12 protein-coding genes are annotated in these 22,162 nt (G+C 32.9%); all 12 read left to right on the forward strand.

The genetic code is table 11. From position 1 onward, the window contains the following. Window positions 1-157 precede the first annotated feature (157 nt). The 12 genes from BN4220_RS12520 to BN4220_RS12575 all read left to right on the forward strand — a co-directional run bounded on the left by BN4220_RS12520 (window position 158) and on the right by BN4220_RS12575 (window position 22,068). Window positions 158-769 carry a glycerol-3-phosphate acyltransferase gene (locus BN4220_RS12520; protein WP_242867792.1) on the forward strand — a complete coding sequence of 204 codons (612 nt, stop codon included), beginning with the start codon at window positions 158-160 and terminating at the stop codon, window positions 767-769. 3 nt (window positions 770-772) lie between these two features. Further along, entirely contained in the window at window positions 773-1,912 is a 1,140-nt protein-coding gene (locus BN4220_RS12525; RefSeq protein WP_066716755.1) for an MGDG synthase family glycosyltransferase, read from the forward strand. 257 nt (window positions 1,913-2,169) lie between these two features. Further along, window positions 2,170-7,116 (forward strand): alpha-amylase family glycosyl hydrolase, encoded by a 4,947-nt coding sequence (locus BN4220_RS12530; RefSeq protein ID WP_066716765.1) that lies wholly within the window; start codon window positions 2,170-2,172, stop codon window positions 7,114-7,116. Between the two features lie 249 nt (window positions 7,117-7,365). After that, the gene (locus tag BN4220_RS12535; protein ID WP_066716768.1) at window positions 7,366-9,990 is read left to right on the forward strand and encodes an alpha-amylase family glycosyl hydrolase; all 2,625 of its coding nucleotides are present in this window, start codon (window positions 7,366-7,368) and stop codon (window positions 9,988-9,990) included. Between the two features lie 240 nt (window positions 9,991-10,230). Further along, the gene (locus BN4220_RS12540; protein WP_066716770.1) at window positions 10,231-11,763 is read left to right on the forward strand and encodes a response regulator transcription factor; all 1,533 of its coding nucleotides are present in this window, start codon (window positions 10,231-10,233) and stop codon (window positions 11,761-11,763) included. Beyond that, on the forward strand, window positions 11,741-13,432 hold the full coding sequence (locus tag BN4220_RS12545) for a sensor histidine kinase (RefSeq protein WP_066716772.1): 1,692 nt from the start codon (window positions 11,741-11,743) through the stop codon (window positions 13,430-13,432). The genes BN4220_RS12540 and BN4220_RS12545 overlap by 23 nt, the downstream gene beginning before the upstream one ends. Window positions 13,433-13,519: 87 nt before the next feature. Next, complete coding sequence (locus BN4220_RS12550; RefSeq protein WP_066716775.1) at window positions 13,520-15,292, forward strand: extracellular solute-binding protein; 1,773 nt, start codon at window positions 13,520-13,522, stop codon at window positions 15,290-15,292. A 187-nt stretch (window positions 15,293-15,479) separates the two neighbouring features. Further along, on the forward strand, window positions 15,480-15,812 hold the full coding sequence (locus BN4220_RS12555; protein ID WP_066716782.1) for a cupin domain-containing protein: 333 nt from the start codon (window positions 15,480-15,482) through the stop codon (window positions 15,810-15,812). 195 nt (window positions 15,813-16,007) lie between these two features. After that, window positions 16,008-16,718: a LytR/AlgR family response regulator transcription factor gene (locus tag BN4220_RS12560; RefSeq protein ID WP_066716784.1), complete on the forward strand. Its 711-nt coding sequence runs from the start codon at window positions 16,008-16,010 to the stop codon at window positions 16,716-16,718. Window positions 16,719-16,871: 153 nt separating this feature from the next. Further along, window positions 16,872-18,080 carry a sensor histidine kinase gene (locus tag BN4220_RS20505; protein ID WP_082812290.1) on the forward strand — a complete coding sequence of 403 codons (1,209 nt, stop codon included), beginning with the start codon at window positions 16,872-16,874 and terminating at the stop codon, window positions 18,078-18,080. Between the two features lie 141 nt (window positions 18,081-18,221). After that, the gene (locus tag BN4220_RS12570) at window positions 18,222-20,231 is read left to right on the forward strand and encodes an ABC transporter ATP-binding protein (protein WP_066716785.1); all 2,010 of its coding nucleotides are present in this window, start codon (window positions 18,222-18,224) and stop codon (window positions 20,229-20,231) included. Then, the gene (locus tag BN4220_RS12575; RefSeq protein WP_066716787.1) at window positions 20,221-22,068 is read left to right on the forward strand and encodes an ABC transporter ATP-binding protein; all 1,848 of its coding nucleotides are present in this window, start codon (window positions 20,221-20,223) and stop codon (window positions 22,066-22,068) included. The genes BN4220_RS12570 and BN4220_RS12575 overlap by 11 nt, the downstream gene beginning before the upstream one ends. The last annotated feature ends 94 nt before the right edge of the window (window positions 22,069-22,162 follow it).

The raw sequence follows: 22,162 nt of genomic DNA on the forward strand, positions 1-22,162 counted from the left end.
TTAGATAGTAAAGGATTGAAGGAAAATAAACAGTAAAGAAAAGAACAGTAAGAATAAGAATAAGAAACGGTAAGAATAAGAAACAGTAAGAAAAAGAAAAGTAACAAGAAGAAATTAATGATAGGAAAGATAATGATAAGAAAGAAGTATGATTAGCATGAAATTTTTATTATATTCTATTCTAGGATATTTAATGGGAAGTATATTATTTGGGTATATTATTCCAAAAGAATTAAAGGGAATTGATGTAAGAAAAGTCAGCAGAGATGGAAATCCAGGTACCACAAATGCTTTTTCATATGCAGGTATTGGGTGTGGGATACTGGTATTAATCTGTGATCTGCTAAAAGGTGGAATTCCAGTTTATATAGCAAAACAGGCATTGGACACGAATCATATTTATTTTTCACTTATTCTCTTGGCTCCAGTGCTTGGACATGCATATCCGATATACACTAAATTTAAATATGGAGGGAAAGGCATCGCAGTATCCTTTGGAGTTTTAATTGGATTGCTTCCTGAGTTCTCTAGTGTTTTGTTACTTGCATTTTGGTATATCTTTTTCTCCGTAATATGTAATATAAAACCCCATAGCTTTCGAACGGCTGTAACATTTGTATTTTGGGTAATGAGTGAAATATTCATAAAGAGTGACATAGGAATTATTACAGGCTCTATTTTAATTACGGCAGTAGTAATTAGCAAACATATGCAGGAACTAAAAAGTAATGAGGAAAGGCAGATAAGGATTCTATTTAAAAGGAGTTAGGTTATGAGAGTGCTTATATTATCATGTAAAACTGGCGGTGGTCATGATGCAGCTGGCATAGCAATAAAAGAAAGATTTGAGAAGGAAGGCCATGAGGCGGTTATGTTCGACTATCTTACATTGGCCGGTGGTAGAGTTTCAAAGTGGGTCGAAAAGTTATATGTAGATGTTGTTAAATATATGCCGAAATTATTCGGGAAGGTCTATCAGCTTGGAATGTTCGTGAGTAAGAGGGTTAAGAGATCACCTGTATATTACGTAAATGCTAAAATGGGAAAATACCTTAAGGAATATCTGAATGAAAATCACTTTGATGCTATTGTTATGCCACATCTATATCCAGCTGAAACCATTACTTACATGAAAAATAAAGGAATTTCACTTCCCCTTACGATAGGGGTGGCAACAGATTATACCTGTATTCCCTTTTGGGAAGAAACAAATTGCGATTATTATATCATCCCTCATAAGGATCTTCTTGATGAATTTAGTAGCCGTGGCATTCCAAAAGAAAAATTGATTCCGATAGGAATACCAGTAAGTCTTAAGTTTTTGGAATACTTAGAATTAGAATCTGATAAAAGATGTAGTAAAAATGCTAGAGAAGAGCTTGGATTACCTTCCGATAAAAAAATACACTTGCTTATTGGTGGAAGTATGGGAGCAGGAAATATTATAAAACTAACTTCAACCGTGTGGAGTATGAATCAGCATAAGATTTGCGTTGTAGTCATATGTGGTAATAATAAAAAAGTATTTTATAAGTTGAAAAAGCAATATAAGAATATACCTAATGTAATTATCGTAGGTCATACTAAGAAAATGCATCTATATATGCAGGCATGTGATATTGTTTATACAAAACCAGGAGGCTTAACATCTACCGAGGTTGCCGTATTAGGGAAACCATTAATACACACGTCTCCGATTCCAGGGTGTGAAACCGCCAATCGTGAATTTTTTAGGAAACATAAAATGTCGGTATCTTCAAAGACTATAAAAGGACAGGTGTTAAAAGGTATAAAATTATTAAATTCACCTGAAATGATAGAACGAATGAAAAAATCGCAGGGCCAGAATGTCAGCGGAGATGCTTCTACCTGTATTATGAAGTTTATAGAGGATAAAGTGAATGTAAAGTAGAGCGTTTAATGTGAGAACTAATCTTTGTAAATCATAATAGTGTGCATTTAACTTTATCGTGTTTATATATAGAAATAGCCAGAATGTTCATATAAACGTTCTGGCTTATTTTATGTTCTTTGTTTTCGTAAAATAACAACATGTTTCAAAGAATATTGATATAGATAGTCAAAACCTTTCTATTCTATAATAAAAGTGGTGAATACTCTTATTTTAAAACTTTAAGAAGAAAGTCACTACAAGAAAGGAGAAAGGTTATGAAAATATCAAAAGTTTGGTCAAGAATAGTAAGTTTTGTGTTAATACTTGCTATGACTTTAACCATGTTGCCAATGAATGGGAAAGTGGCAACAGCAGCAGCTGATGAAATGAATGTAAATCTTCATTTCTATAACGGCAGTGAGAAGTATGATGAAGTTTGGTTACAGTATTGGGGCGGTTCACCAACTCTTGCAAATTCACCTGAAAGTAAAAGGTTAGAGAGTTGGGGGGTGGATGTACACAAACTAACCGATGAGGAAAGTGGTTGGTGGTATTTAACCTTGAAAGGTTCCGTAGGCGGAATCCAATTTCTAAATTCAGATGGTTCAAAGAATACAAGTGGTTCTGTTTATAATCCTTCTATGACTCAATTTAATGGGGATACACCAGCAGATTTATATTGTAAGAATAAAATATGGTATACAGATATTGATTGTACAAACGAGCTAAAAGCACCTGAGGCAGCAGATATTTATGTTGTAGTAGGTGAACTTGTTGATACGAAATGGGAGCATTTAGCATCGACAACCTACCTAAGCCAAGTGGATAATTCAAGCAAATACTCAGTAACATTAGACAATGTAGCAGCAGGGACTTATGAATTTAAGATACTCCAAGATCCTGCTACCTTTGGATGGGACAAATCCTGGGGAAGTTCTGGTGGAAATTATGTTTTAAAACTAACCGCACCTGCCAATGTGACATTAACCATTGATTCCGCTAATGTTGGTTCTAACATTGAAGTATCTTTATCCAATAATGAAAGTTTAGTAGTAAAGAATAAGCAAGTAGAAAAGGGATCTTTTGTCATGCTTGATACTACTGGAATTCATTATGATATGAATGGACAAGGAAAAACCGTAGATGTTACTTACACATTAGATACATATGATGATGCAGTTAATTTAGATGGGTATAAATTAAACGTAGATAAAGGATTTTCTGGAACAGAAGTAAATCTTACCGCGACAAATGCTCCAGTGATAACATCAGGAGGAGCTATCGTAGCATCTGGTAGTTCGCTTACTACTAAAGTAAAAGTTGATGTTGTTGAACGTATGTATACATATACATTTTACTACTATAACCAGTATACTGAAATGGTAGAAGGTGCTTCAGATGTCTACATATTTGAAAATGGTGGAGGGAAAAATGCCATAGTCTCACTAGATGAAGCATATCAAGATAATGATAATGGGATTACATGGCTAAAGGGAACAATCACACTTCCATATAATAAGCTTGGTATTATTGGTAGACCAATCGCAGGTAGTTGGAGTGGTCAGGATAGCAATCAATATTATAATCAGCTAGATGGTAATACGGCTACCCTTTGGTATATCCATGGAAAAGGTATAACAACAGAAAAGCCAGTGGTTATCCAAACGGAGAAACGATATGTTACGATAGAATATATACGACCAGATGGACAATATGATGGATGGAATATTTACACTTGGAACAGTGGATATGGCTCTGAGGTCAGTGTGGATTTTAAAGAAACAAAAGATGGTAGATGGGTAGCGATAGTACCAATCATGCCAACGGTAAATACTCTTTCATTTTGCGTAAGAAAGACCGTTGGAAATGATGTATGGGGAGCTAAAGATGGCGGTGACCATATGATTGCAGTGCCATTAAACCAGACCGTAATAAAATCGGTTATGACTGCAGGAAGCGAACCTAAATTATTATATCCATATAATACAGGATACGAAATTGATACTGAGAATGATAAGGTGGATTTTTATTACCGAGATGATACGGCATATTTAGAGGAAACACTTCAAGAGATTGAAAGTATTCAGCTCTATCATGATGGCAAGATAGAAGAAATGACCTATGATTCAGTAAATCAAAGATTTAGTATTCATTTACCATTAACAATAGGGCAACACTATTATTATTACATTGTAAATGGGAAAATCATTTTAGACAAATATAATACAGTAAAAGAAATTTATGATGGCGTAGAATGCTCCAGCTATTCCTATGCAAAGTTTGATGCTATCGTTAATGCTACTATTTCTAATACTAGTATAAATTATAATGAAAATGCTATATTGGCAGTGGACATTCAAGAAGTGGATGGTTCTGACCTAAGTGAGTTAAAGGTAAAAGATGCTTTTGCAGATTTAACTTCACTAGGGGGTAAGGATAAAGTAAGTATTGACCCACAGTTGATGGAATTATCGATTGGTGTAAGAGATACAATTTCAGATGGAGTAAAGACAATTCCGGTTACTGTAATCGACCAATATGGGAATAAATATACAACAAATACCTCTATAACAGTAGTAAAAAGAGAAGCAAACGGTGACTTTGATTGGGATGAGGCAATCATTTATTTCATGCTTACAGATCGTTTTTTTGATGGAAATGAATCCAATAACATAGCGAATGGTGAAGATGCATATGGAGACAATCCAGGTCTTTATCATGGTGGTGATTTTGCTGGTGTCACAGAAAAACTTGATTATTTAAAAGATCTTGGTGTGAACACAATTTGGATTTCACCGATTGTTGAGAATATCAAGGGAACATCGGTAGGTAGTGAGGTTTCTGGAAGTAACGATGTGCCTTATAATTCAGCTTATCATGGTTATTGGGCTAAGAATTTTGAAGCATTAAATCCTAACTTTGGAACAGAAGAAGAACTTCGTACCTTAATAACAACCGCACATAGCAAAGGCATTAAGATTATGGTAGATATCGTTTTAAATCATGCTGGCTATGGAACAGAAGATATATTTCAAGATATGTTACGTGCTTCAGAAGATAACACATCCGGTGACTTGATCTTAGATTCCTTAAGTGGACTTCCAGACTTTGCAACAGAAAAGAAAGAAGTTAGGGATAAGCTGATTGAGTGGCAAACTGCATGGGTGGAAGGCTTTGGAATTGATTTCTTCCGTGTTGATACGGTAAAACATGTGGATATGACTACCTGGATGCAATTAAAGAATGAATTAACAAAGATAAATCCTGAATTTAAAATGATTGGAGAATATTACGGAGCAGGATATGCAAATAATTTTGATTATCTTGGTTCCGGAACGATGGATTCTTTATTAGATTTTGATTTTAACGATAATGCAGAGAACTTTGTAAAAGGCAACTTAGAGAGTGTTGAAGCATTTTTTGAAACAAGAAATAGTGCAATTAATAATGTAGAAAACTTAGGCGGATTTTTAAGTAGTCATGATGAAGATGGTCTTTACTATCGATTAAAACAAACCTACTCTGAGGATGAAGCAAAAGCAAAAATGATGGTAGCTGCAGCACTACAAATCACTGCAAAAGGGCAACCAGTTATTTATTATGGTGAAGAGATTGGCCTTAGTGGAGCAAATGATTATCCATATCAAACAAATCGATATGATTTTGATTGGTCTTTGGTAAATGATGAGAATTCAATGTTAACTCATTACAAAACACTACTTGCGGCAAGAAATAAGTACTCCGAAGTATTTGCAAAAGGGGAACGTAAAGCGGTTGCAGGAAGTGATGAGCTTGGTTACATGATGTTTAATCGAAGCTATCTAACCCAAAACCTTGTAGTAGGTTTAAATGTTACAGATGAAGCGAAATCTGTAACGATTACACTTCCGTTTGCTAAAAATGCCACAGTAATTGATGAATATAGTGGAAAGACATATAAGGCAGGGGATGACGGCTCGTTATTGGTAACGATTCCAGCAGCACAGGATGGTGGATGTGTATTGTTAGCAGTTACATCCTCAGGTTCTGAAAATGGAAACGGAAACGGTAATGGTAATGGTAGCGGCAATGGAAATGGAAATGGTACTAATACTAATACAGAATCTAGTGCAGGAACTTCTTCAAATAATGTTAATTATATTGAGACCATTGAAGTTAAGGTAAAAGGGAAGGATTCAACGATCACTCTTCCAATTACAATGGAAACATTAATCAAGGATAAAAAAGCTGTGGTTTCTTTTAAACTACCTGCCGATAAAATATTAGAATTTGCAGAGAAAGAAATAAAAGATGTAGCAGAACTTGTAATTACAGTATCTTCCGAAAAGTTGATGACACTTCTAAAGGGAAAAGAAGTTTTAGAAGCAGATATCACAATAATAATGGATAGTAAATTAATCAATAATAATAAGATTAAGTTAGCCCTCAAACTCGAGAAGGAATTTATTGCAACAATTAAAGAAACTAGTGCAAATATTAATGTTACGGTGGTAAATGAAAACGGTCGAATGCTATATCGCTTTAGTCTTAGCGGAGCTGCATTCGTTCAATTTGAGCAAGAAGTAAGAGATTTAAATCTTGCATTAAATGTAACAAAAGTAAAAGATAATGCAGATATTTATAAGATATTAAAATCATATAAAAGAGGAAGCGCAGGTTGTGTTGTACGTTTTGGAGAAATAAAAAATATTCCAGACGGTACAAAAGTAACAATTAGGGTAAAAGATAGCATGGATGTTAAAGAAGGCGATACCGTGTATTTATATCATTATAACCCAAAAACTCAGAAACTAGAGACAATGCCAACATATGAATATCAAGTTGATAAGGATGGATGCATCGAAATCAGTCCGAAGTATGGTAATGAATACGTGGTACTTCCTGTTCTTGCAGGTGCAAAAGTTAAAACTGCTTTAATAAGTCAAATTACAGTAATAGGAAAAGAGACGATAGCGAAAGGAGATAGTAAAACGATAACAATTACGGTACCAGAAATTATCAATATTATTAATTCCTTCGATAAAGAAGCACTCAAAAAAGTTGCACCATCAGAAATGGCAGCAACCGTAGTTTATAAGTCTTCTAACAGTAAGATAGCAATCGTGAATAAAAAGACTGGAAAAGTAACGGGTATTGCACCTGGTAAAGCAGAAATTACGACAACTGTAACTTTAAAAAATGGAACAATGAAACGCTTTAAAACAACGATTACTGTAAAATAAATTGAATTAATTATGTGGCCTGTGGACTTTTTTAACACTTAAGTAAGTTTTACAGGCCATTTATAGTTTGAAAGGAGGGATGAAAGAGAGCAGAATTTTATAAGAGAGAGAATCAAAAGAGAAAGGAAGAAAAGCAAGTTCAAAAGAGGAAGGAACGAAAAGAAGCAGAATCAAAAGAGAAAGAAAGTAAAAAAAGATCAATGTGAAAATTACGGGGTAAGTAATAATGATTGAAAGGCAGGGGTTGGTATGAAAAATAATTTATTTAGAAAACTGACTGCATATTTACTACTAGTTGTATTACTTGTTACGGGGATTAGAGTATCAGAAATATCAATAGCAACAAATGCTCAAGCAGCAACCACCTCAGTTATAGTGCATTACAAGGGAAGCTATACTGCACCAAATATTTATTACTGGAATCTGAATGGAGAAAGTAATAATCCAGTTTCATGGCCAGGCGTTAAAATGAATGCTGAAAGTAATAACTGGTTTGGTTACTCGTTTAGCGATACTAAGAGTGTTAACCTTATTTTTAATCAGAATGGATCACAGACAGCTGATTTATTTCGAACCTCAGGAGAATGGTGGTATAAAGACTCCCAGTGGTATGATTATAATCCAGAGAGTGTAGTAACCGAAGATTTGATTACGGTTCATTTTAAAAGCCCTTGGAGTGGAGCAAATATTTACTATTGGAATACACAGCCCTCAGCTTCTACAATAACTTGGCCAGGAACGACGATGTTAAAAGAAGAGGATGGATGGTATAAATATGTTTTTAATAATACCACTTCAACAAATTTAATCTTTAATTATAGTGGAAGTCAAACAGCCGATTTGTCCCGTACGAAAGGAGAATGGTGGTTTAAAAACAATACTTGGTATTCAAATAATCCAGAAGTAACAATAACACCTACACCAAGTACAGCACCAACCTTAACACCAACACCGATTGTGACCCAAACACCAACGCCAAGTGTAACACCAACGCCAAGTATTACATCTACACCAGTTGTTACACCATCGATTACACCAACTCCGGGGGTAGATACTGGTGTTGATTTTCGCGATGAGACCATTTATTTTGTAATGATAACAAGATTTTATGACGGGGATCCAAGCAATAATGTACATTGTTGGGACGAAGTAGCAGCAATGAAAAATAGTGATGATGCGGCATGGAGAGGTGATTTTAAAGGGTTAATAGAAAAACTAGATTATATTAAAGCGCTAGGATTTTCAGCAATCTGGATTACACCAGTTGTTAAAAATATGAGTGGTTATGATTATCATGGATATCATGCAATCGATTTTACAGAAGTTGATCCAAGATATGAATCAGAAGGAATAACCTATCAAGATTTCATTGATGCAGCACATGCAAAAGGTCTAAAAGTTATACAAGACATCGTATTAAACCATACAGGTAATTTTGGAGAAGAGAATCTATTTCCGATGTTCACTAAAGATGAAACTAAGGAAGATACAGCGGCTAATATTATTAGAATTGACGAAGGTAGGTTACCAGCAAATTATAATGTCTTGTCTCCAGCTTTACAATATCAAGCTAGAATTAGTGCAATGAAAGAAGATGCGAATGATATTCTAAATATATACCATCATGAAAAGAGTTTAAGTTGGGAAGGCTATACTGTGCAAACTGGGCAAATTGCTGGTGATTGCGTAGATTTAAATACGGAAAATCCTATTGTAGTAAACTACCTAACAGAAGCGTATAAAAAATACATAGATATGGGTGTAGATTCTTTTCGCATCGATACGGTAAAACATATTTCTAGGCTAACCTTTAATAAAGAATACATTCCAGCTTTTAAAGCCGCGGGAGGAGAAGATTTCTTCATATTTGGGGAGGTTGCTACGAGATACCGACAAGTTTGGAATAGTAATATTCCAGCAATATCTACCCCATTTTATACTTGGGCTGAAAGTAAGTCATATGCATGGGGAGATACAATAACAAATATGAATAGCACATTTAAGCACTGGAATGATAATCAAAATGTGAATGAACAACCTACTAGTAATAATCATTTATTAAATGGAAATGCATACCATGTACCAGATAATAGTATTTCCTCTGGCTTGGGTGTTATTGACTTTCCTATGCATTGGAACTTTTCAGTAGCAAGAGATGCCTTTCGAATTGGTGTAGAAGGGGATAAGAATTATAGCGATGCTACTTGGAATGTAACATATGTAGATTCTCATGATTATGCACCAGATGGCGCTCCTGAAAATCAAAGATTTGCAGGGACACAAGACACTTGGGCAGAGAATCTTAATCTTATGTTTACGTTCCGGGGAATTCCTTGTATTTACTATGGAAGCGAAATTGAATTTATGAAAGGTGCAGTCATTGATCCAGGACCAACAAAGCCTCTGAGTGAGACAGGAAGAGCGTATTTTGGAAATAACATTGAAGGGACGCTTACAGTAACCGATTATGCAGAATATACCAATGCAACTGGTCCTATTGCGTCTACTTTAAACCATCCACTGTCCTTACATATTCAAAGATTGAATAAGATTCGTAGAGCAATTCCGGCACTAAGAAAAGGACAATATTCTACAGAAGGTGTATCTGGTGAAATGGCATTTAAGAGACGTTATACCGACGAAAAAACAGGTGTTGATAGCTTTGTTTTAGTTTCAATTACCAATGCTGCAACCTTTAATGGAATACCAAATGGAACTTATAAGGATGCGATTACAGGAGATATAAGGGTTGTTACAAGTAATTCATTATCAATACCAAGCACTGAAAAAGGAAATATGAGAGTTTATGTTCTTGATCTACCTGGTAATCCAGCACCAGGGAAAATAGGAGTAAGTGGAAAATATTTAAAATAAAACTTAAACCAAATTTCTGAAGGATTTACTACATATAGAAAAGTAAAAAGCTCAATCAAGGAATACTTCGACTACTTGATTGTGGTAGGCCCTTGACTGAGCTTTTTTAATTCTATCATTTTATGAATTAAAATTGAGCAAATGAAAGTTATATGGTAAAATAAGGTAGGAAAAACATGTAAATTAAGAGGTACTGTATCAATGAAAAGTTAGTAGTAGCTTTGAGGAGTGAATACCATTATGAGAACTATTTTAATTGCAGACGATGAAAGAATCGAAAGAGAAGGAATTAAATTTCTATTAAAGGAAAGCGGTTTTGAGTTACAGGTAATAGAAGCTGTACATGGAAAGGCAGCCCTTGAATATCTAAAACATAATAAAGTGGATATTTTATTTACCGATATAAAAATGCCTTTTATGGATGGACTACAGCTAATTCAGGAGGCAATATTACTCTACCCAGATTTAAAATGCGTTGTGTTTAGTGGATTTAGTGAGTTTGAATATGCCAAAGAAGCAATTCGTATGGGAGTAAATAATTATATATTAAAACCAGTGGATCCCGATGAATTTACTAAAACAATAAAAGAAGTATTTAATGAGTTAAACAAACAAGATTTACAAGAAAAAATTCGTCAAAAGAAGAATAGTTATCTGTGGGATCATATTCTTTATCAACTGGTTAATGGTATTTCATTAGAAGCGATTCAGGATCGTACAGACTTTATGTTAGATAAAAATTCATTTACGATGTATCATCGTATGATATTAATTGAGTCAAACCATAATTTTTTTGAACGTGTGAATGAAATTTTTTCTTATGAGCTTAAGACAAATTTGCAGTTACAATTTGATTATCTAAATCTTAATATGCAACAGAGTATTCTTTTATTTAAGAAAACCTTGAGTGTTGATTACGAATTATTAGCACAAAATATTTATAAATTTATAAAGGAAAATTACCAAGAGTCTTGCTATGTTGCGGTTAGCAGGTCATTTAAGAATATTAGTGAGATTGGAGAAGTTTTTCTGAAATTAGAAGAATTAATGGAGGAAAAATTTTATCAGCCAGATGATCATGTGTTTATGGTAGGAAAAAATAGCTCTGTCTTTACAAAAACTAAGTCAGAGGATGAACTTATAAATTTAATCCATAAGGATATTCGGAATAAAAATATTGAAGGTCTTAAAAAGAATTATGAAACCTTATGTAATAAATATCAAGAACAGACTTCCTTTTCACAAATTTTTATTAAATTTATTTTTTCAAATATTATGAAAGAAGTTAGTGCTGTACTTGCTTTTAACAATGAAAATAAATTAGAAAAAGAGATAGAGGAATTATATAAGAGTACAAAAATGCAGGATGTTATTGAAATTACGAATCGTTATATTGAAAGGTTTATAAAATCCTTTAATAACCCAGGGATGAGAACGGAAATACAAGCCATCAAAAGTTATATTTATGAGAATTATCAAGAAGACATTAGCATTCAATTATTAGCGGAACAGGTTTGTTTAACGCCTAGTTACTTAAGTTATATATTCAAAAAAGAGACGGGATGTAACTTAAATAAATTTATAAAAGCCTATCGAATGGATAAGGCGAAAGAATTATTAAAATGTACACAGATGAAGATTGTTCATATATGTGAGCTTGTAGGGTATACGAATGTTTCGTATTTTTGTCAAAATTTCAAGGATAGTTTTGGGGTAAGTCCTGAGAAATACAGACAGTCCGGAGAAGTAAATGAAAAAGAAAAGACAATTTAATTTACAACAAAAAATTACTTACACATATTTGCTAGTATGTATTATACCTATTTTAATTGTAGGTATTTATGCGTATAAACAGTCAAGTAAACTGGTGCAACATACGGAAAAAGGAAAGATGAATGATTTTTTACTTCAAATTACGTTTAGTATGGAGAACCAGTTAAATATATTTGAGAATTTAGCAGATTACATTGCTTTTAATGAGACAATCTACCAAGTGATTAACTACCCATATCAAAATTATTATGATAGTTATGCAAAGTATAGCTCGCTGGTGAATCCAATCTTAGATTCTATGCGGTATTTACATACGGACATGTCACAGATTGTAATCTATACAGATCATGTTACAGATGCTTACGGTGCTAGTGTTTTACCATTAGATTCTGTAAAAGAAGAATATTGGTACAAGAATATGGGGTATAGTACCGAGATTCAGTGGTTTGTAAAAAAGGATACTTCCGTGTTTCTAGTAAGAAATATGCTATCAAAAATGTATGAAGATGCGAATAGTATTTTATTAATAGAATTTAAGTATGAAGAATTATTTCTGCCATTGCAAGTACTTGGTGAGGAAAATATCGGCGTAATAGTAACAGATGCCCAAGATAGAATTATATATGACTATGATACTTTGATTAACGATTATAAGGATTTTAAAATAACCAGCAGTGAAGGGTTAAGAGCAGGGGAGATTCATCAACAGACCGGGAACTATTATGTATCTATGGAAAGTATTGAAGGGTTCGACTGGAATATATTCTTATATAAACCAATTGAAACCTTTCCTAAATATTCGAATAATATTCTTTTCACCGTATGCATTATTATATTTGTTAGTCTAATTATTATGTACGGGGTAGGAGTGATTGCTTCACATCTTATTGTTAAACCAATTGAACGTTTGACAGAAAATATGAGACAGTTTGCCGATGATGGAAAAATGGACGTAACGGTTACAAGTGATGCTAGAGATGAAGTTGGAATCATGATCCGTAGTTTTGGAAAGATGGTACAGCGAATACATAAACTAATTGATGAAAATTATAAAAATAAAATTGATTTAAAAGAATTTGAAATGAAAGCTTTGCAAGCGCAGATTAATCCACATTTTTTATATAATACACTTTCTATGATTAATTGGAAAGCGTTACAGGCTGGAGAAAAGGATATTAGTAAAATAGCATTACGTTTGGCATCCTTTTATCGAACAACCTTAAATAAAGGGCGAAATATAACGATTGTAAAGGACGAATTACAAAATATACAGGACTATTTAGAAATACAACTTTTTATGCATGACCGAAGTTTTGATGTAAATTGGGAGGTTTCTAACGATATATTAATGGACAAGATGCCGAACCTAATATTACAGCCAATCGTTGAAAATGCAATTAACCATGGCATTGATTTAAAAGAAGAAGGGAAAGGAATATTGATAATCCGTGGTTACCATGATGAGAATGGTTTAATATTACAAGTGCAAGATAATGGTAACGGAATGGAAGAAGAAACTTGTCAGGAACTGCTTACTCGGAATACGTCTGGATACGGTGTTAAAAATGTTTATGACCGTATTCGGCTTTTATATGGTGATCGAGCAAGTTTAAATATAAAAAGTTCACTAGGAGTTGGAACTATTATAACAATTCAAATAAAGAATTAAAGCAGTGATAACTTAAAAAATTTGCAGAAAAAGATTCGATGAAATATTAGTGTACAATCTTTGAGAATAAGATGTGTGAGGGTGACAATGAAACATCGTAGGATAATATTTGGAATTATAATATGTTTAATTGGTATTAGTATTGCAGTGTATTTTAAAAATCAGAACTATCTAAAAAACTTGCTTGGATTGAATGACAAAACAATACCAGTAAATACAATAAAACAAGTAAACTCAGATCAAACAGATTTTGGGGAAACGGGTATTTTAAAATCCGAAGCAGAAGAACAAAGGGTATCAGAACAAATGGAGATTGCTATGACTACTCCTTTTGGTAAGTATCCTGAGTTAATAACATACACCTTAGGGAAGATGACAGGGACAAATCGCTCCAATATGCCAGAAGGGGATACCTATGAGAATAATGCGTATACTCGCTATATTTATAATCTTTTGAATATTCAAAACATGAATAAATTTGAAGCAGAAGGTATCTATTATGATAATATTGTATCAATGGCAATCTCAGATCAGGATATACCAGATATCATGGTCGTTAGTGATTTAACGATACTAAAAAACTTAGTGTATTCTGGAGCAATCGAAGATTTGACAACAGCGTATGAAAATTGTGTAAGTGACCGAATTAAAGAGATATATGATAGTTATCAAGGGAAAGCTTTAGATGCCGTTACATTTGATGGAAAGATCATGGCAATTCCAGATGTGAATATTAGTTATGGACCTAATTTATTGTGGATAAGAAAAGATTGGTTAGATAAACTTGGGTTAGAACTTCCAGAGAGTCTTGAGGATATGGAATATGTAATTCGTCAATTTATTGAGAAAGACCCAGGAGGCAATGGAGAAGGGAAAACAATCGGATTATTATGTGATCAAGATATCAGTGGGAATTATGATTTAGAGTATCAAATGGATATTATTTTCGCCTCATTTGAAGCGTTTCCTAAAAAGTGGGTATTGGACGGGGACGGGAATGCGGTTTATGGTTCAATAATAAAAGAAACAAGAAAAGCACTTGAATATTTAAGTAGGCTGTATCAAGAAGGTATTTTAGATAATCAATTCTTAATGAGGAATAATGAAAATAATCATGAGCTTATTATTGAAGGTAAGAGTGGTGCATTTTTTGGACCGTGGTGGGCACCAAATAATCCTTTAATGGAAGCTTATCAAAAGGATCCAGAAGCAAATTGGGTTCCTTGCTTTATAAAAACTTCAGAAGATGGTAGTTGTACTACTTACAGTCAAAAAGCTAGCGGTAAATATGTAGTAGTTAGAAAAGGATTTGAACATCCTGAAATTGCAGTTAAACTAGTTAGTGCGTTGTTTGATAGTGAGAGAACAAATAATGATAATGTCACAGAAATACAGGGATATTATGCTGCTAATGTAGATCCAACTGCTAGGCCAATTGCAATAAATGTAGATTATCATGATGCTTATTTTAGAAGTAGTGAACATATTAAAGAGGCTCTTGATGGTACTAGGAAGAGAGAGAATCTCAGTGTGCTTGAAAAATCTTACTACGATATGTGTGTGGAATATCTAGAAAGTGATAAACCAAATCCAGAACAATGGGCAGCGTATATGTCACGTATCGTTGCCGCAAGTGAATTAAAAAAAGGTACTGTTCATTATGAGGAAGATGTTTTAAATGGACAAACGAAAACGATTCAATCCCAGTGGTGGATGCTTGAACAATTAGAAAAAGATGCATTTTTAAAGATTATTACAGGGGTACAACCAATTGAAAGTTTTGACACATTCGTAGGCTTGTGGAAGGAACGAGGCGGGGTGAAAATAACGAAAGAAGTAAATGAAAGTTTAGAAAACTGATTTGAATATTTAATATTTTTCTTAATAAATCAGGAAACTCCAATAAACACGAAACTCTAATAAACACGAAACTCCTAAAAAATACAAAATGTTGCTACAGATACAATGCATCCTATTCAATTAGGCTATTCTATAAATGTAATACGGATGCAACATAATCTTTGGATAAAAGAAAAGAGGGATGTTAATGAAAGAAATATTAAAAAATATTGAATTTTCAACGGTACTTAATATGGCTGAGCAAACTTCTTATTTACCAGGTCAAGTAGTTAGTAAAACCTTGGTTCAAAATAAAGCGGTTAGTTTAACTTTATTTGCTTTTGATAAAGATGAGGAAATTAGTACTCACCAATCGGAAGGTGATGCGCTTGTATTAGCTTTAGAGGGCGAAGGAAAGATTACAATTGATGGACAGGATTATGTATTAAAAGCTGGTGAAACAATTGTAATGCCATCCGGTCATCCACATGCTGTTTATGCAACAGAGAAATTTAAGATGTTCTTAGTTGTTGTATTTTAAAGTCGTGCTGAATAATAGCATAATTCTAAGTATTACTTAAATCCTTTTAATCTATGTAGAAGCTTTATCTATCAAAACAAGCCAGGATGTTATAAAAACATTCTGGCTTATTTTGTTATTTTGCAGTAAACTTATAAGGAAGTTCACTAGCAATAGTACTTTATGATTGAATAAGAAGCAAAGGAAATTAAGTATATGAAATTTGCAATTTGTGATGATGAAAATGTAGAATTAGAGCTTTTATCAAAATACATAACGAAATGGTGTTATGACCGTAAAGAAATTTGTGAAATACATACATTTATAAGTTCAGAAAACTTTTTGTTTTCTTATGAAGATAAAAATGATTACGATTTGCTTTTGTTAGATATTCAAATGAAAGATATGAATGGAATGGAACTAGCAAAAAAACTTAGAGCGAAAAACGATGAGATTCCAATTATATTTATTACTGGTATCTCGGATTATGTATTTTCTGGGTATGAGGTGAATGCATTATTTTATTTGATGAAACCTGTGAAAGAAGATATATTAAAAGAATGCTTAGATAAGGCATATCAAAAAATTCAGACAGCTCCACAATGTTTGATTTGTGAAGAAAAGGGTACCTTAAGTAAGGTGAGGATTTCAGATATTTTATACATAGAAAGTGCGGGACATGATTCTATTATTTATTCAAAAAGCATGGAGTATAAAAGTAGAACAGGAATACAAAAACTTAGTGAGGAGCTAAGCTCTTTCGGGTTTTACCGTACGCACCGTTCCTATCTTGTGAATATTTCAAAAATTGAACGTATTGGAAAGACAGAGCTTGTTGTTGATTCTGGCGATAAAATTCCCATTGCAAGAGGGAAGTGGGAGTCTTTAAATCAGGCCTTTTTAGAATATTATCGAAGAGAATTATAATCATGGTAATATAGATAAACTAATTTCTGAATGTATCAAGTATTCATTTAACTTTTATAATGCGAAGTTTGAGTTAATATAATAAAGTTGAGAGGAAAGGAGCATATTGGTGTAGTGTACGTATTGTACTAAAATACATCATTTAAGGTTGCTATGAATGCATTAAACATTGTATATCAATTGCTTTTTATCGTAGGGTATACATATTTTTTATATCAGATGGGCGAAATTGAAAAGGGCAAAGGAAAATTAAGTATCCTTTGCTTTCTTTCCGTAAGTTCCGTTGTTGTTGCAAACGTACTTGGCTATAGTTTTGTTGGATGGTTGTTGGTTACGTTATTTTTTGTGCTATATGATTTGTTCTTTGATGAAGAAATATTTCAATTTCAGTGGAAATATATCGTTTTATATGGTGGAATCATTTTAGTTTATCAATTGCTAGAGGGTATTCATCCAATTTTTACTAAACAAATACTTATGGAATTTCTATGTTTGTTTTTATTCTTTATATTTTCTTGGAAACGGTCTTATTTACGTATATTTAATGCATTTATTGTTACCGTTGTATATGCTTGTATAATTATGATTACATTCCTTATAAATAAAAACGGTAGTGAAATTTTTAGGAATGATACTTATCTTAGAATTACTCAGTTGTGGCTATCTGGCTTATCATTACTAATTTTTATTATGTTAGAGTTAACTCTTAGGTTTTATAAAACTGGTTTTGAAAAGAGTATGAGAAGTTTCCAACAGAATTTGTTACAGCATCAATACGAAGAAATTAAGAATATATATTTAGATATGCGAGGCTGGCGTCATGACTATCATAATCATATTCAGGTAATAAAAGCCCACATTGCTCTTATGCAAATAGAGGAAGTAAATACATACCTTGATAAGCTTGAGCAAGAACTATCACATGTAGATACCTTCGTAAAATCAGGAAATCTTATGATTGATGCGATACTTAATAGTAAGTTGTCTTTGGCTGAGAAAAAGAATATTAAAATTAATTGTAAGGCTGAGGTTAAGGAAGATTTATCTGTCAGTGAAATTGATTTGTGTGTCATACTAGGAAATTTACTGGATAATGCAATTGAATCATGCGAAAGGATTGAGGAGGATAAGCGTTTTATTCGAGTTTATATTGCAATTATTAAGAAGCAGCTCTATCTATCAATTCAAAATTCAGCGAAAGAAGATTTATCGGTGAATGATAAAAATTATATTACGACAAAACGTGGGAATCATGGACTTGGTTTAAAACGTGTTAAAATACTAACTGAAAAATACGATGGTTATCTTAATTTACAAAATGAACCAGGGATATTTGCCTCAGAAGTAACCATTCCCTTATAGATAAAGCGCAATTCCTGTGTGTATTTACAATTCTTGCATGTGTTTTGCAATTCGTGCGTGTATTTTTACAATTCGTGCTGATTACTCCTCATACAATAAAAAATAAGTATGATAAGAGTAAATATTCTACGGGAGGTAAGTATGCAGAAAAATTATACACTATGGCAAAATATAAGATACACCTTTAAAAAAGTATATGATTATGTTGGTATCTCCTATTTTGCTTATGCAATGTTTCAAATACTATTTGAAATAGCAGCACCGTTTTTAACAATGGCATTGCCAAGTGTGGTCATTGCCGCAATAACATTAGAAAATAGGGTAGAGACATCCATTCTAAAAGTTCTATTTTATGTAGTATTATTAATGGTTGTAAGAATTGGTTTGACTTTTCTAAAACAAACAACTACCAGCAAAACATTTTTATTTCGAATTGATTTTATGAGAGAAATGTTAGTTCATACCACTGAAATGGACTACGAAAAATTAGAATGTCCAAAAGGTCAAGACATGCTGACTAAGGCAAGATTTGCAGTGTATGCAGGAAATGATGTTGGTATCGAAGCACTAGCAAATAAAACCAGTGCTTTAATTGCACAAATTGGAGGATTTATTTTATATGCTATGATATCGGCTAATATGAGTATATTTATATTAATAACACTTATTATTACCACTCTAATCATAGTTATTTTAAACCATAAAAACCGTTCTTTTATACAAAAACATAAGGAAGATTGGACTCCTTATGATAAAAAGTTAGATTATCTGCAAAATCAAGCAATCGACACAAAGAATGGTAAGGATATTCGACTATATCAACTTAAGAATTGGTTTTTAGATTCCTTTAAAGAATACACTGAAAAAAGATTTTACTGGTACAAGAAAGAATATAGAAGGTATTATCTTGTAAATGCGGCAGAGCGAATCATGAACTTAGTACGTGATGGCGTAGTGTATGCTTACTTGATTTATCAAATGATACATGGAATGCCTTTGGATCAATTTTTACTATACATTGGTGTTGCAGCAGGTTTTGGAACTTGGATGAAAGAAATCTTTCAGAAATACCATGGTATGCAGGTGGATTCCGATTATCTAAATGATTATAGAAGTTTTATGGAGTATGGAATTGTAGAAAATCAAGAACAGAAACAGAAACAAAAACAAAAACAAAAACAAAAACAAAAACAAGAACAAAAGCAAGAACAAGAACAAAAACAAGAACAGAAGCTAAAACAGAATAAAAAGCAAAAACAGAAACAAATACAGAAGCAAAAACAAATACAAGAACCAATACAAAACCAAATACAAAATCAAGATAAAAATAGAGAGCTAACACCAAAAAATTCCAAATCACATGAAATAGTATTAGAACATGTTTCTTTTAAGTACCCAGGAAATGAAGAGTATACTCTTAGAGATATCAATCTTACAATTCGTGCAGGTGAAAAACTTGCAGTAGTCGGTATGAATGGTGCAGGAAAATCAACATTAATCAAGTTAATCAGTGGTTTGTATACACCTACCGAAGGAAAAATTTATCTTGATGGCATTGATATACAGACATTTCGTAAGGAGGATTACTTTAAAGAGTTTGCAGTTGTGTTCCAAGAAGTATTTGCATTTGCATTTCATTTGGATGAAAATATCGTTTGCGTAAAGCGTTCAGAGATTAACGAGGAGCGATTAACACAGGCGGTGAAAAAGGCTGACCTTACAGAAAAAATTCAGGAATTACCTAAGAAGATGGATACTATGATGTTGAAAAAATTAGATGAAGAAGGGGTTGAATTTTCAGGAGGTGAAATGCAAAAGCTTATGCTTGCAAGGGCACTTTATAAAGATGCTCCAGTCATAATTTTAGATGAGCCAACAGCAGCCCTTGATCCGATTGCAGAAAGTAACTTATATGAGAAATATCAATCATTAACAGAAGATAAAACAAGTATTTTTATTTCACATCGATTAAGTTCTACCCGCTTTTGTGATCGCATTATCTTTGTAAAAGATGGAAGAATCATGGAAGAAGGCACTCATGACGAGTTGATGGACAAGCATGGAGAATATGCAAAAATGTTTGCGGTTCAATCACATTATTATCAAAAAAATCTAGAAAACAATGAGGAGGAACTGTGTTATGAAGGATAAACTAAAAGAAAAGTTAGGATTTCATAAAAAAGGATTTGAACTAATGGCAATGGTTCATAAAACAGATTCATCCACAATTCCTCTTGCTATGCTAAGTGCAGTCGTCGAAGCAATATATCCTTATATTGGATTGTTTTTTTCAGCTGCTATTATTGATCATTTATTAAGTAAGGAATTTAAGACTGCAATTTTTCTAACAATATTAATGATAAGCTTAGATTTTCTTGTAGGGTTGCTCGTTGATTTGTTAAAGCAAATCTGTGATTACAAATCAAAAGAATCTCTAAACAATATGAAGATATTGATTCGAAAGAAAGCATTTGAACTTGATTATGAAACAATGGAAAAGGCGGATGTTCTTCAAAAAATAAGTTCAACCGAATTTACGATGAGCATGTATGGAGGCGTTGGCTACTTAATAATCAAGTATAAAGAAATGCTAGGAGCGTTATTATCTGCAATCACAGCAATTGTGTTAGTTATAAATCTTTGTATCTCAAAGCCATTAAAGACAGTTGCTTTTATGAAATTAGCAAGCCTTCCTTTTTCTATTATTTCATTTATTATCTTTTTTGCGTTCTTATTTATGATAACAAATAAGAAAAATTTATATTATGGAAAAAAGCAAGAAACTAATTTTAATTCCCATATAAAAGCAGAGCAACAAATTCAATATATGGTGATGGATGTTTTCTTTGACTATACAAAAGGAAAATACATTCGTATCTTTGGAATGAAAGAAATGCTTTTAGATATCTTTGATTATTGGAAAAAGCCAACACGAAAAGTATATGAAAATATGTGTGAGTATGAAAAGAATTCTTTATTACTAGACAGTATCATTGGTGGAGTGTTTACCATCTATACTTACATGCTTGTTTTGATTAAAATTTTAGCTGGTGCAGTTAGCGTGGGATCATTTACAAAATATACAGGCGCATTTTCACAATTTAATCAATCCATTATGGATATGCAGAGCAAAAATACTGAAATTCGTAAGATATGTAGTTATCTTAGTAGTTTTATTGATTTTATGAAACTTGAAAATAAGAGGGAAACTGGGACAATACCTATTGAGAAGCGTCTTGACAATGAATATGAGATTGAATTTCATGATGTAAGCTTTTCTTACCCTGGTAGCAGTGAAAAAGTATTAGACCGTGTGTCCTGTAAAGTAACATTAAAAGATAAAATAGCAGTAGTAGGCTGCAATGGCGCTGGTAAAACGACGTTTATAAAATTGCTTTGTAGGTTATATGATCCAACAGAAGGAGTAATCACATTAAATGGTATTGATATCAAAAAATATGATTATGAATCCTATATAAAGCTTTTTGGTGTAGTATTTCAGGACTTTTCCTTGTTTGCGTTTCCAATTCGGGAAAATATAGCTGCAAGTAAAGAGGTGGATGAAGGGAAAATTTGGGATAGTCTACAAAAAGCAGGGATAAAAGAACGTATTGAAGCAATGCCGATGAAACTTTCTACACCACTTTATAAATACGATGAGGGTGGTATGGAAGTAAGTGGCGGTGAGGCGCAAAAACTTGCAATTGCCAGAGCAATTTATAAGGATGCACCATTTGTAGTACTAGATGAACCGACGGCAGCATTAGATCCTATTAGTGAATATGAGATATATTCAAGATTTGACGAGCTAGTGAAAGATAAAACTAGTATTTATATATCCCATCGCATGAGTAGCTGTAGATTTTGTGATGATATTATTGTATTTGAGCATGGTAAAATCATCGAACGTGGTAGTCATGAGCAATTAATGGAAGAGGATGGAGCTTATTCTAACCTTTGGAATGCCCAGGCTCAGTATTATACATAATCCTTTTCTTGAAAATTCTAGTAAAGATAGTAAAAAGGCATTAAAAAGACAGCATTAAAAAAACAGGATTTATAGCAGAACTCTATAATTTCTA

Origin of the sequence: Clostridium sp. Marseille-P299 (genome assembly GCF_900078195.1) — a bacterium.
Taxonomy (GTDB): Bacteria; Bacillota; Clostridia; order Lachnospirales; family Lachnospiraceae; genus Lachnoclostridium.